General features: G+C 49.2%; 13 protein-coding genes. 2 read left to right on the top strand and 11 right to left on the bottom strand.

The window, feature by feature from the left end; translation table 11 throughout:
• Positions 1–49: 49 nt before the first annotated feature.
• Positions 50–1,000, top strand: coding sequence for a cytochrome-c peroxidase (locus EHO61_RS16090; protein WP_135814579.1), 951 nt, complete (start codon positions 50–52; stop codon positions 998–1,000).
• A 57-nt stretch (positions 1,001–1,057) separates the two neighbouring features.
• On the opposite strand, the gene EHO61_RS16085 is transcribed toward EHO61_RS16090, so the two are convergent.
• Complete coding sequence (locus tag EHO61_RS16085; RefSeq protein WP_135814578.1) at positions 1,058–2,683, bottom strand: TolC family protein; 1,626 nt, start codon at positions 2,681–2,683, stop codon at positions 1,058–1,060.
• A 96-nt stretch (positions 2,684–2,779) separates the two neighbouring features.
• On the opposite strand from EHO61_RS16085, the gene EHO61_RS16080 reads away from it, so the two are divergent.
• On the top strand, positions 2,780–4,861 hold the full coding sequence (locus EHO61_RS16080) for a thioredoxin domain-containing protein (RefSeq protein WP_135814577.1): 2,082 nt from the start codon (positions 2,780–2,782) through the stop codon (positions 4,859–4,861).
• Positions 4,862–4,895: 34 nt separating this feature from the next.
• On the opposite strand, the gene rsfS is transcribed toward EHO61_RS16080, so the two are convergent.
• From rsfS to rplU, 10 genes are all read right to left on the bottom strand, one after another.
• A complete protein-coding gene (gene rsfS, locus EHO61_RS16075) occupies positions 4,896–5,273 on the bottom strand; it encodes a ribosome silencing factor (RefSeq protein WP_135814641.1) in 378 nt (125 codons plus the stop codon).
• A gap of 5 nt (positions 5,274–5,278) precedes the next feature.
• Positions 5,279–6,427: an LCP family protein gene (locus tag EHO61_RS16070; protein ID WP_135814576.1), complete on the bottom strand. Its 1,149-nt coding sequence runs from the start codon at positions 6,425–6,427 to the stop codon at positions 5,279–5,281.
• A 42-nt stretch (positions 6,428–6,469) separates the two neighbouring features.
• Positions 6,470–7,063, bottom strand: a complete 594-nt coding sequence (yqeK, locus tag EHO61_RS16065) for a bis(5'-nucleosyl)-tetraphosphatase (symmetrical) YqeK (protein WP_135814575.1) — start codon at positions 7,061–7,063, stop codon at positions 6,470–6,472.
• A 3-nt stretch (positions 7,064–7,066) separates the two neighbouring features.
• Positions 7,067–7,690, bottom strand: coding sequence for a nicotinate-nicotinamide nucleotide adenylyltransferase (locus tag EHO61_RS16060; RefSeq protein ID WP_135814574.1), 624 nt, complete (start codon positions 7,688–7,690; stop codon positions 7,067–7,069).
• A 22-nt stretch (positions 7,691–7,712) separates the two neighbouring features.
• Positions 7,713–8,975 (bottom strand): glutamate-5-semialdehyde dehydrogenase, encoded by a 1,263-nt coding sequence (locus EHO61_RS16055; protein ID WP_135814573.1) that lies wholly within the window; start codon positions 8,973–8,975, stop codon positions 7,713–7,715.
• A complete protein-coding gene (gene proB / locus EHO61_RS16050; protein ID WP_135814572.1) occupies positions 8,972–9,835 on the bottom strand; it encodes a glutamate 5-kinase in 864 nt (287 codons plus the stop codon). The genes EHO61_RS16055 and proB overlap by 4 nt, the downstream gene beginning before the upstream one ends.
• On the bottom strand, positions 9,828–10,883 hold the full coding sequence (gene obgE / locus EHO61_RS16045) for a GTPase ObgE (protein ID WP_135814571.1): 1,056 nt from the start codon (positions 10,881–10,883) through the stop codon (positions 9,828–9,830). The genes proB and obgE overlap by 8 nt, the downstream gene beginning before the upstream one ends.
• Before the next feature lie 98 nt (positions 10,884–10,981).
• The gene (gene rpmA, locus EHO61_RS16040) at positions 10,982–11,236 is read right to left on the bottom strand and encodes a 50S ribosomal protein L27 (RefSeq protein ID WP_135767835.1); all 255 of its coding nucleotides are present in this window, start codon (positions 11,234–11,236) and stop codon (positions 10,982–10,984) included.
• A 3-nt stretch (positions 11,237–11,239) separates the two neighbouring features.
• A complete protein-coding gene (locus tag EHO61_RS16035; RefSeq protein WP_135814570.1) occupies positions 11,240–11,560 on the bottom strand; it encodes a ribosomal-processing cysteine protease Prp in 321 nt (106 codons plus the stop codon).
• On the bottom strand, positions 11,557–11,868 hold the full coding sequence (gene rplU, locus EHO61_RS16030; protein ID WP_135767837.1) for a 50S ribosomal protein L21: 312 nt from the start codon (positions 11,866–11,868) through the stop codon (positions 11,557–11,559). The genes EHO61_RS16035 and rplU overlap by 4 nt, the downstream gene beginning before the upstream one ends.
• Positions 11,869–11,888: the final 20 nt, after the last annotated feature.

The raw sequence follows: 11,888 nt of genomic DNA, 5'->3' as shown, positions 1-11,888 counted from the left end.
GCCGAATTTGGGGAAAGCTGGAGGAATAGAAGGCGCACCGGGTTTTTACATGAACCATAGATTTTTAATCGTCGTTCTTTTTCCTATCACGCTTGGTTTGAATTTCTGCAAAGAGCGTAGACCCGTACCTGAGCTTCAGACCTTCGTCGTGCGGAACGTCATCCATCCGAGCAATAATCTCTACAATAGGGACAAGGTGGAACTGGGAAAGACTTTATATTTCGATAAGCGACTTTCCTTGGGACAGGACTTCAGTTGCGCCACGTACAAGGACACGGATTTCCACATGGAAGGAGCTCCGCGAAATAAGATTCACCAGAACGTGGACCAAACCCTTACCAACGTGACGCTTTATAAAGACGTTTTTAAGGATCCTGAAACTAGGGATCTGGAGGACGTCGTGAAACAGAGGGTGTATTCCGAACTCATGTCCAAGAACGGAGCTACTGTCGTTAAGCGAATTTCTTCCGTTCCCGAATATAGGGAAATGTTTCAAAAGGCCTTCGGTAGCCCCGAAATCACTTTGGATAGGATCGTATTCGCGATCGCCTCTTTTCAGAGAACCATATTGAGTCGGAATTCCAACTTCGATCGATTCGCAATGGGGGAAGAGGCGGCACTCACCCCCGCTCAGAAACGCGGTTGGGACGTTTTTCAAAACAAGGCAAAATGCGTCCAATGTCACCAAGGTCCGAATTTTTCGGATTCGGAAATGCATAATACCGGGATATCCGGAACCAAGGATAGGATTCGGACACCTTCCTTACGGGACGTAACCAGAAAGAAATCGTTTATGCACAACGGACGATTCGAATCTTTGGAAGAAGCGGTAAATCACGCGGTCGAAGAAAGTCATTCTAGAGCTAGAGCGGTCTCCGGCCCGCAATCGGCGGCACCTGCGAGACTTTCGGAGGAGGAAAAAAGGGATCTAATCGAGTTCCTTCGGGCGTTGGAAGGGGAGACGATTCCTTTAGAAGTTCCGAATATTCCAAAGGCTTAAAATTTCAGGACGGAAGATAAACTGCCGTCGCGTTTTTAAGGTTTGGAACGCCGACAACTAAGGGGTTTTTTCCGCGTCCGGATCGTATTTGGATAGTTCTTCCACGATTTTGGAAACTTCCACTCCGAACTTTTCGAATACGTAATTCTTGGCCAAGTTGTATCGGATCAGGTCCACGTTGAAGTTGATCTTGGCTTGTGCGAGGCGGAGTTCCGCGTTGATCAGATTGTCCAGAGCTAGTTTGACCACTACTGCCGTAAAACGACCCTGGCTGTAACGAACTTGGACGCCCTTGTAATAGCTTTCGGCTTCGTCTCTTTGGCGGATCGCCGAATCCAACAATTCCTGTCCCGCGGAGAGGGAGGCGAAACGGTCGTTCAATTCTTCCTTGATCTGCTCCTTCAGATCCTCTTCCTGCTTTGCCAATACCTTTACTTTGATTTTGGCGTCCCGGATATTCGCCTTGATTCCCAAATCGAATAACGGGTAGGAAAGATTGAAACTGGCGTTCATGTCCGGATATTTGAAGGAGAGAACTCCCGTATCCGGATTGACGAAGTTGGCTTGAGGATTGAGAAACGTCTGGCCTTGGGAAGAGTAGCGTCCGCTGATCTTTAGGGAGGGCATGTCTTCCGCTTCTTTGATTTTCAGGTCCAGATCGGCGACTTCCTTTTGTCTCCTCAAATTCTTTAAATCGATCCGATTCAGTAAGGCGTATTCGTAATCCTTTTCCGGTCGTATGTCTGCAGGAATTTTGTCCTGTAAATCGGTGATTCCTGCGATTTTGGAAGAAGGATCGACACTCAAGACCCGGACCAAGTTCCTTTCCGCGGTGTCTCTTGCCAATTTGGCTTTTTCCAGACTGTTTTGGGTGTTCATGACCGCGGAATTCCACTGGTTCAGTTCGAAAGATTCGGAAAGTCCGAGCCCGGTTTTTCTCGCGGTGATATCCCGGATCGCCCGGGTGTTTCTTTCCAATTTTTCGAAAGTAGCGACTTGGGAATCGTAAACGCTGAGAGTCCAGTAATCCACCAATGTCTGGACGACGAGGCGGGAAAGGGTATCGATCAGATTGTCCCGTTTGATGACCGCGTTTTGCTGGAGCATCTTACGACGCTGTTTGTCGGTCTTTCCGAAACTGTATTTCAATAGTTCCTGACTCAAAGTAGCGGTCAATGCGCTGGTGTACTGGGGAGGCGCGGCCAACAAAGGACCCAAGGCTCCCAGGGGAGCAGCCGATGCCGCAGATTCCAACGCGTTCGTGTCGAATCGGGTATTGCTGACTTCGAAGCTGAAATACGTTTGGGTTTCGAATTGTTTTTGGATTCCGATCGCCATCCGGTCGTTCGATATTTTCGTTCCGGAGATGATGTTATTCCGGTTCGAGGGAAGTCCCGTCTTTACCGAAGTGAATGAACCAACCAGAGTCCAAGCGTATTTGGAATCGTTCTTTAGAAAGTCCGAGTCGGCCTTTACATATTCCATTTTGGCATTTTTAACGGTTAGGTTATTTGCCAGAACGTAATTGACCGCCTCTTTTAGGGAGAGGTGAAGCACCGGTTTGTTCGTGGAGAACGGTTCGGCCTCCTGGGCAAAAAGGGAACCTGGTACGGACAGAGCCCCAGCCAAAAAAAGCCGGAAATAAATTTTCCTTATGAAAGGAAGGGCTTGGACGCTCTGCATGACTTCGATAATCTTCCTTACGGAGCATGGTTTTCGGCTCGGAAGAATTTGCCAAATCGAAAACACTGAGAGAAAAGTCTAATGCTAGAGAAATAAATGGACAGAACTCCTAAGAAATTAAACCGACTCGCGTCCGAAAAGAGTCCGTATCTACTCCAACATTCTACGAACCCGGTGGATTGGTTTCCTTGGGGGAGCGAGGCTTTTGAAAAAGCGAAAGCCGAAAATAAGTTGGTCTTTCTTTCCATCGGTTATGCGACATGCCATTGGTGCCATGTGATGGAAAAGGAATCCTTCGAGGACCGAGCGACAGCAGACGTATTGAACGAGTATTTTATCTCGGTGAAAGTCGACCGCGAAGAGAGACCGGACGTGGACAGGATCTACATGGACGCGCTGCATGCGATGAACCAGCAAGGCGGGTGGCCTTTGAACCTTTTCCTGACTCCCGAAGGAAAACCGATCACCGGAGGAACATACTTTCCTCCGATCCCGAAATACGGGAAAAAAAGTTTCACGGAAGTGCTCCGGATTCTTTCGGATTTATGGAAGGAAAAGGCGGAAGAGCTCCTAGAGGCCTCCGAGGAATTGGCGCAATTTTTAAAGGATTCGGAGGAGACGAAGGCGCTGCATCGGAGGGAAGATCTTTCCTTGCCTGAACGGTCCGTGTTTGAGAACTGTTTTCGGATGTACGATCGGTTTTACGATCCGGATTTCGCAGGTTTCCGGACGAGCGGGAACAATAAATTTCCCCCCAGTATGGGTCTTTCCTTTTTGCTTCGGTTCCATAAGAGCGCGGGGGAATCCAAGGCTCTAGAGATGGTAGAGGAGACTTTAACTGCTATGAAGAAGGGAGGAATCTACGACCAGATCGGTGGAGGATTGTGCAGGTATTCCACGGATTACAAATGGCTGGTTCCTCATTTCGAGAAAATGCTCTACGACAATTCCCTTTTCCTGGAGGCCTTGGTGGAATGTTTCCAGGTCACAGGAGACGAGAAGTACAAAGAAGCTGCATATGACGTATTGGAATATCTATTTCGGGATATGAAGCTCCACGGAGGAGGGATCTCCAGCGCGGAAGACGCGGATTCGGAAGGGGAAGAGGGGCTGTTTTATATCTGGTCGAGGAAAGAATTCCATGAAGTCTGCGGCTCGGACGCAAAGTTGTTGGAGGAATTCTGGAACGTAACCGATACGGGAAATTTCGAAAATAGTAATATTTTGCACGAAACGTTCCGAGTGAATTTCGCGAGAAAGCACGGATTAGAACCGGAAGAGCTGAACGAGATCGTGGAAAGGAGTCGGAAGAAACTGCTGGAAAGAAGGTCTTCCAGGATTCGTCCCTTGCTCGACGATAAGGTGCTTCTTTCCTGGAATTGTCTTTTCGTAAAAGCCGCCACTAAGGCCGCGCTCGCTTTCGGCGACGGGGAACTTTTAGGCGAAGCGGAGGAATCCTTCCATTTTCTAGAAAGGAAATTGATCCGGGAAGACGGCAGGTTGCTACGAAGATATCGCGAGGGAGAAGCGAGATTTCTGGGATACTCTACGGATTATGCGGAATTTATTCTCGCGTCTCTTTTTCTTTTCCAAGCGGGAAAAGGTCTGAGATACCTGAACTTGGCGCTAAGATATTCGGAGGAAGCGGTTCGACTCTTCCGGACTCCTGCAGGAGTTTTCTTCGATACCGGATCGGATGCCGAAGATCTTTTGCTCCGCCGCAGCGTAGACGGCTACGACGGCGTGGAACCTTCTGCGAACAGCTCCTTCGCGTTAGCGTTCACTCTTTTGGCGAAAATGGGGATCGAATCGGAGAAGCACGGGAAGTATGCGGATTCGATTTTCTCCTATTTCAAAAAAGAACTCGAGACGACTCCGATGAATTATCCTTATATGCTTTCCGCCTATTGGCTCCGAAGCGTTTCTTCACGCGAACTTGCGATCGTTTATTCCGCCAAGGAAGAACTTCTGCCGTTCTGGAAAGGGATCGGTTCCCTGTTTCTTCCGGATCTGGTTCTGGTCTGGGCGACGGACAAGGAAGCCGAGGAATTGGGAGAAAAAACCTCTTTGCTTACAGGTCGCGTTTCCGAAGGCGGGGTCCGCGCCTATCTTTGTAGGGATTTCAGTTGCGAATTGCCGGTGTCGAAGTGGGAGAACCTAAAGGACAAGTTGGCTTAAATCGGGAATTTTCCGAACTGTGTCCGTAGACCGGTCATTCCATCTGGATTCTTTCCGCATCCCGCCAGAGACGGTCCAAATTATAAAACTCCCTTTTTTCCGGAGTCATGATGTGGATGATGAATTCCCCGTAGTCGATGAGCGTCCAGCCGGAAGAGGCGGAGGTTCCCGTTTTGTCCGTCTCTTTATGCGGAAGTTTAAACGACTTCAAGGTCTTTTTGATTTCCCTGGCGACCGCGTTCGCTTGGACCGCGGAATTGACCGTGCAGATTACGAAATAGCTTAAGTACGAATTTACAGATTCGAGATTCAACACCGCAATCTCCTCGCACTTCTTGTCCTTCATAATCTTATGGACGGCTTGCAGAATTTCTAACGTTTCTTTCGGGGCGTTTTTTGAGGCTGGAGTCATATCTTTCATTTTTTAGGTTGGATGTCGGAACCGAGGAGAACGGTGGAATCCAAACCCAGGTCTTTGCGTAATACGTGATACACTTTCGTCTTGTCCAATACGGAGGAAATCTTGTCGGAGACCGCGGTATTTCCGGAGCGGTCCAGGACGACCGTCTTCTTGACGTCCTTAGTCCAAGCGTTGTCAGCGGCGAGGACCTTGATTCTTTTATCCGCCAGAATACTTCTTACGTCTTTGGCAAGACCCGCGACTTCGGTCCCGTTTAGGACTTCCGTACGCGCGAATTCACCGTCCGCGAATATTTCGGAGGAAACGTCCTTTTGAAACTTACGGAAAGCCGCCGCAGCCCTCGCGAGGTCCGCCTTTAGATACAGTCGTTTGGTTTTCGGGTCTTGAGAAGGTTCTCCCGGAAGTTCCGTAACTCCGAAAACGAATCTGCGAGACGTCATGAATTTTAAAAGAGAATAGAAGTCCTCTTTGGAAAGATTCGTGTCTAATAGCGAAAACGCGAATTCGGACCAGCTCGCATTTAGAAGATCTCGGTTTTCATAGAGTGTTTCATAAAGCGTAAGGACGGCACTTTCCTGACGGCTGATCCTGTCCAAATAGTCCAGTGTTTCCCGTTTTTCCATGTAAGAAACGTAATCGTAGACGTCGTTTCCGGAATAGGTATAAAGTCCGGGAGTTCTCCCATACGTGGGAGAATTTTTGGAGGTGCGATCGTCCGTGTAGATAGGCAATCCTCCGAGCAGATCCACGAGTCGGATGAAGGCGGGAGCATTCACTTTGATCTTATACGTAGGCTTGGATCCGAGAATGTCTTCCATCGCGTTCGAAACTGCCGATTCGGCCTTGGATTTTAACTGTTCGAGAGTGTCATCGGGATCTTCGAACGTGGTGATCGGATGTACGAAGAATAAGGCCACTCTCTCTTGAGAGGGAAAGATCGTGGCCAAAAGGCCGAATTCGTAGGATTCTTCGGCGCCCGTTGCGTGTATCAGGATATGGATCGGTTTGCCGGAACCGATCTTTTCATCCAATCCGGTTCTTCGCAATTGTTTGAATAGGAAAAAAATTCCGACGACTAGCAGAATGCCTATCGTGATCGAAAGAGGAAATAGAAAGAACGGTTTCGAAGATTTAGAGGAACCCAAAAGCAAAGCCTCGGTTCCATTTCGTTCTTAAAAAGCCGGATGTCAATTGGATATTTTTCCCAGAGCAAAGTGATACATTCCGATCGTTCTCGGATGGACTTCTTTCCGATTCTCCAACAAATCGGAAAGAGTATGGACGGCCTTATTCAAAACTCCCTTATAGAGATTTCTCCGGGCTTCCTCTCTCCATTCGGCGTAATCCTTCTGTTTTTCCGCAAAATCCGATCCTAAAAAATCGGAGGCGTACAGAATGCACTCCAAAACTCCCAGTCCGTCCCCGCCTAAAGTATGGTGCTTTACCGCGCCTAAAATCGATTCGTTGGAAAATCCGTATTTTCCCTTTAGGTAATGATAGGCCGAACGGGCGTGCCAAGCGGCTTCCGGGAGCAGGGGGGCTTCGTCGTCCTTCGCTTCCCGGAAAACGTTCAAGTGGAAGTCCTTCGTCTTTTGTTTTGTGATGTCGTGGATGATTCCCGCCAGATAAGCGTGGGAGGAAAAATCCGGAGCATGGAATTCGGCCAGTTCCCGCGCGATCTCCGCGACTCTCAGGCTATGTTCCCATCTTGTAACGGTGATTTCCTCAGGAACGATTCTGCTGAAATATTCCGTTTGTTTTTGTATCGTTTCGGGCATCATGATTCACTTCGAATAAGAGTTCGTCTCTAGAATCTTTTGCCACACCGCCTCGGTAAGCGCAATCGGTTTCCGTTTCGTCCGGATCGCTTCCGGAAGTTCCCCTCGGAGGTCGCAGGAAGCACCGGGAACGATCGGATTTTTTAGGAAAACGATCTTTTCGGAGAAACGATCCAATTCCGGATTGAGAGGGATGATTTCGGAGGTTCTGCGAAATACGAGAAGAGTAGTTACAAGAGATAGGATCCCTTCCCATTCTTTCCAAAGATGAAAGGAGACGTACTGGTCTTCTCCGACCAACAGGAGATAATCCCGTTCCGGCATGGTTCTCTTGAGTTCGGTTAAGGTATCGTACGTATAACTCGGACCGGATCTTTGCAGTTCCAGGTCCAGGATTCTAGTGTTTTTTATTTCTCCGAATTGTAGATGGAGCATGTCCAGAATGATTCCTGCCGAAACGTGCTTTTCGTTTTTTGCCGGAGAGAGGGAGTTGGGAATGATTAAAAGTTCGGAGGCCTCCGGAAATTCCCGCCAAAAGGATTCCGCAATTCCGAGATGTCCCAGATGAGGAGGATCGAAACTACCGCCGAAAATTCCCGTTACATTCGGCTTCGCGGCAGGAATCGGCATGAGTCCTCTCGAGGTTTCGGAATCAACTCCGGACCTGACCTTCTCCTTCCGCGAATGTGGTCGTGGTCGTAAGATGCACCAGCCCCATCGGTCCTCGAACGTGAAGTTTGCCGGTGGAAATTCCCACTTCCGCGCCTAGTCCGAATTCTCCTCCGTCATGGAACCTTGTGGAGACATTCACGAAGAGTGCGGCGGAGTCTAAGGATTCCGTAAAGTAGTTAGCCGCTTGCAGATCCTCCGTCACTATGGCTTCCGTATGACCGGAGGAAGTTTCCGAGATAAAATGCACGGCTTCCTCGATGGTATCCACCGTTTTTACGGAGAGTCGGAGGTCCAAAAATTCCTCCCAATAGTCCTCGTTTTTAACCGGTTCACCGGAAGGAAACAAAGCCAGTGAAGGAGGATCCAACAAAAGTCTGACTCCTTGCTCGGAGAGGGATTGCAACAGTTCTCTAGACCGAGGATAGCCGGAATGGAGAACCAAATTTTCGACCGCATTGCAGACTCCCGGGCGTTGCACTTTGGAATTCAACGCGATCGGAACCGCTTTTTTAGGATCGGCCGTCTTGTCTATGTACAGATTTACGACCCCTTTGTCGTGCTTGACTACGGGGATCAGGGAGTTTTCGGAAACGAAACGGATCAACCCTTCCCCTCCTCTGGGAACCACTAAGTCTATGGTGCGAGTCTGCTTTAAGAACGGGACCATGAATTCACGGTCCGTTTGGTCCACAAAGGTGACGGCGTCCGGAGAAATACCCGCAGCCGAAATGCAATCCCGAAAGATGTCGGAAAGAATACGGTTCGAATGAAATGCCTCGCTCCCTCCTCTTAAAATGCAGGAGTTCCCCGATTTGAAGGAAAGAGCTCCCACATCTATCGTCACGTTCGGTCTGGATTCGTAAATCACCATGACTACGCCTAAGGGGACCCGCTTCGTAGAGAGTTTGATTCCGTTAGGAAGAGTGAGTCCGCGGATCACTTCTCCGATCGGATCGGGGAGGGCCCTGATTTCCAGCACGGCCTTAGAGAGGTTGGAGATCCTCTTATCATCCAACGCTAAACGATCCAACATCGCTTCCGACAATCCCTTTTCCTTACCTGCGGCAAGATCCTTGGCGTTCTCAGAGAGGATCGTCGATTTTCTCGATAGTAAGGCTTCGGCGAGTTTTTCCAAGACGGAGTTTTTGCGGAAAGTATTCAGTTTTCGTAATTCACGGGAGGCGATCTGGGCCTTGCGGCAGAGTTCCTCCACGTATTCGAGTTCGACGGATCTTTGGATCATCTGGATGTTCCTCCGTTTCTCTTGGATTGGAGGATGGATTTGATCTCCTCCTCGGAATAGGAACGGTTTTTGCCGTTTCCTCCCACCAATGTCCCCAGTCTATTCTCTTCCAAGAAACGACGCACGCAGTTTTTCTCCGCTCCGTCAATGATTCCCGTAGGAATTCCGGCCTCTTTCAGGATGGTCGCCGCCTTGAGTTTGGTATACATCCCCCCCGTTCCCGGGCCGCTCGGACCTCCCGCGTTCGCGAGCTCCTCCGAACCGACTTCCGGAAGATAAGAAACGGTTTTTCCTTCCCGCAAGAAACCGGAGACTCCCGTAAGGATGACGAGGATATCGGCTTCTACGATTAGACTGACCACGGCGGACAAAACGTCGTTGTCTCCGAACTTAAGTTCTTCCGTGGCTACGGAATCGTTTTCGTTCACGATCGGGAGTATTCCCCAATCCAATAGTTGGCGGAATGTGTTTTTCAGGTTTTTGAATCCTTCCCCCGTTTCCAGATCCAGGACTCCGAATAGGATCTGAGCGATGGGTAGATTGACCTTGGAAAAGAAACTGTCGTAGAGATTAACGAGACGGTTTTGCCCCATCGCGGCCAAGGCCTGCTTCTCGGAAAGCGAGTCTCCCGCGTTCACTATTGCGGGAAGAGTTTCGGACATCTTTCTTCCCCTTGCTATCGCGCCCGAAGAGACCACTACGACTTTTTTTCCCTGATCGCGCAGGTGACGCACGTCAGCTACCAGCTGGAATAGAAAGTCGTTCACTTCCTCTTCCGAGCCGGATAATCTTGCCGAGCCGATTTTGATTACGACGGTGTTTGCGTTCCGGATTTTTTCGTCCAAATCCGACCTATTCATCTTGGGCGTCCGTATTTTGTCTTTCTTCGTCGGTTACCTTATGCTTCTCCAATTCGTGCCTAAAGAAGGTTTCGTCCATGATCTCCAGCAATCGCTCTAGATTGACCGATTCCTTGGCTGAAATCGGGACCACTTTACCCAAAGAAGAAACGGAATTTAGGAGTTCTTTGGTGAAGTTTTGGTCTTCCCACACGTCGATCTTGTTCAGCACGATCAAATGGGGGCGATCTAACAATAGTTTATTATAAGTTTCTAATTCGGCTCTCAGCATTTTAAAGTCGGATTCTATATCCAAAGCGCTGGCGTCGAAAACATAAAGGATCCCTTTTACCCGTTCTATATGCCTCAAAAAGGAGAGTCCGAGTCCTATTCCTTTGCTGGCCCCCTCCACGATTCCGGGAATATCCGCGATCGTATAACGATAGATATCCCCCCTTCTTTTTACCACTCCTAGATTGGGAGAAAGGGTAGTGAATGCATAACCCGCTATTTTGGGATGGGCCTCCGTGATTTTGGAGAGTAGGGTGGATTTGCCCGCGTTCGGAAGCCCTACGATGCCCACATCCGCGAGCAATTTTAGGCTCAGACGAAGGTGTCTATATTCTCCGTCCTCTCCGGGCTGGGAAAATTTCGGCGCTTGGTGAGTGGAGGATTTGAAATGCGAATTCCCTTTTCCTCCGCGTCCTCCCTTCGCCACGCAGAACTCCAATTCGTCGGCAACAAAGTCGAAAAGAAGTTCGCCGCTGTCTTCGTCGTAGATCTGGGTTCCTAAGGGAACGAAAAGAATCAGGTCCTCTCCTTTCTTTCCGGAGCGATTGTTTCCTTCTCCCGGAAATCCCTCCATGGCTCGGAATTTTCTTTTCGTAAGATACCTGTCCAGAGTGATCATGGAAAGGTTCGTTCGGAATAAGACGTCTCCGCCTATTCCTCCGTCACCCCCGTCGGGTCCGCCGAACTCTACATATTTCTCGTGACGAAAGTGCATGGAACCGGCTCCGCCGTGGCCCGCAGTCACCTCGATTACGATTTCGTCTACGAACTTTTCCATTCTGGTTTATCGTCCTGAAACAGAAAAAGAAAGGCTAGAGGAGGATTCCTCAGCGGCCTTTCTTTTTCAAATCTCCTAATTTAGTATAGGAGCTAGCTTTATTCCGGATAAACCGAAACTTGCATTTTGGTCTTGGTAACCTGCTCGAATTTCACTCTACCATGAACCAAGGAGAAAAGAGTATGATCTTTTCCTAACCCGACGTTTTTGCCCGCTTGGAGTCTGGTACCTCTTTGGCGGACCAGAATGTTACCGGCCAAAACCAGCTCTCCTCCGAAACGTTTAACGCCGAGACGTTTGGATTGGGAATCCCGTCCGTTTTTCGAAGAACCGCCACCTTTCTTATGTGCCATCGTCTATTCTCCTATGAGTTCTATTTCAGAGGGATACTGTTCCCTCAAATTTTCCAGTCCGTCCCTTACTAAACCGAAGTTCGCTCGGACATGGAGATCAGTTTCGTAACCGGAGCGGATCTCGAATTTCAAGAAACCGTCCCGGATTTCCGCGGATTCCGCCTTTCCTTCCCTCCAGAGGTGGAGGTATAAGGATTGGACCAGAGTCCCGACCGCCGCGCAGAGTAGATTGGATCCTTTGGCGCCTTGTCGAGTCGATGCATGTCCGACCGATTCTAAGCCTTGGAACCCTTCTCCCTTGCGGAGGATTTTTACTCGGATCAAACCGCCGAGAGGGAAACTACCTTTAGTTTCTGGAGCTGTTGTCTGTGGCCCCAGGTTCTTTGGGAGTTCTTGCGCTTTTTATAAATATAACCGCGGATTTTTTCGCCTTTAACGTCGTCCACGACCTTCAAGGAGACCTTGGCGGATTTCAGATCGGGAGAACCGATATGAACCTTGTTGTTCTCGGCGAACAGTAAAACCTTAGCATCGAAGGTATCTCCGGGTTTTTTTCCGGTTTTTTCCGTCAGGAATTCAGAATCCTGGGTTACTTTAAATTGTCGATTCCCGACAGATATGATCGCGAACATCGTATTCTAGGCCTAGTTGT

Origin of the sequence: Leptospira fluminis (assembly GCF_004771275.1) — a bacterium.
In the GTDB taxonomy this organism is placed as follows: domain Bacteria; phylum Spirochaetota; class Leptospiria; order Leptospirales; family Leptospiraceae; genus Leptospira_B; species Leptospira_B fluminis.
Note: the sequence above shows the minus strand (reverse complement) of the source record. Positions and strands in the feature narration are given on the sequence as shown.

What these genes read in the sequence shown, in the direction of transcription:
- EHO61_RS16080 (WP_135814577.1), top strand. Translation starts at nt 2,780, where the DNA reads ATGGACAGAACTCCTAAGAAATTAAACCGACTCGCGTCCGAAAAGAGT.
- rsfS (WP_135814641.1), bottom strand. Translation starts at nt 5,273, where the DNA reads ATGACTCCAGCCTCAAAAAACGCCCCGAAAGAAACGTTAGAAATTCTG.
- yqeK (WP_135814575.1), bottom strand. Translation starts at nt 7,063, where the DNA reads ATGATGCCCGAAACGATACAAAAACAAACGGAATATTTCAGCAGAATC.
- EHO61_RS16085 (WP_135814578.1), bottom strand. Translation starts at nt 2,683, where the DNA reads ATGCAGAGCGTCCAAGCCCTTCCTTTCATAAGGAAAATTTATTTCCGG.
- EHO61_RS16055 (WP_135814573.1), bottom strand. Translation starts at nt 8,975, where the DNA reads ATGATCCAAAGATCCGTCGAACTCGAATACGTGGAGGAACTCTGCCGC.
- rpmA (WP_135767835.1), bottom strand. Translation starts at nt 11,236, where the DNA reads ATGGCACATAAGAAAGGTGGCGGTTCTTCGAAAAACGGACGGGATTCC.
- proB (WP_135814572.1), bottom strand. Translation starts at nt 9,835, where the DNA reads ATGAATAGGTCGGATTTGGACGAAAAAATCCGGAACGCAAACACCGTC.
- rplU (WP_135767837.1), bottom strand. Translation starts at nt 11,868, where the DNA reads ATGTTCGCGATCATATCTGTCGGGAATCGACAATTTAAAGTAACCCAG.
- EHO61_RS16090 (WP_135814579.1), top strand. Translation starts at nt 50, where the DNA reads ATGAACCATAGATTTTTAATCGTCGTTCTTTTTCCTATCACGCTTGGT.
- obgE (WP_135814571.1), bottom strand. Translation starts at nt 10,883, where the DNA reads ATGGAAAAGTTCGTAGACGAAATCGTAATCGAGGTGACTGCGGGCCAC.
- EHO61_RS16060 (WP_135814574.1), bottom strand. Translation starts at nt 7,690, where the DNA reads ATGCCGATTCCTGCCGCGAAGCCGAATGTAACGGGAATTTTCGGCGGT.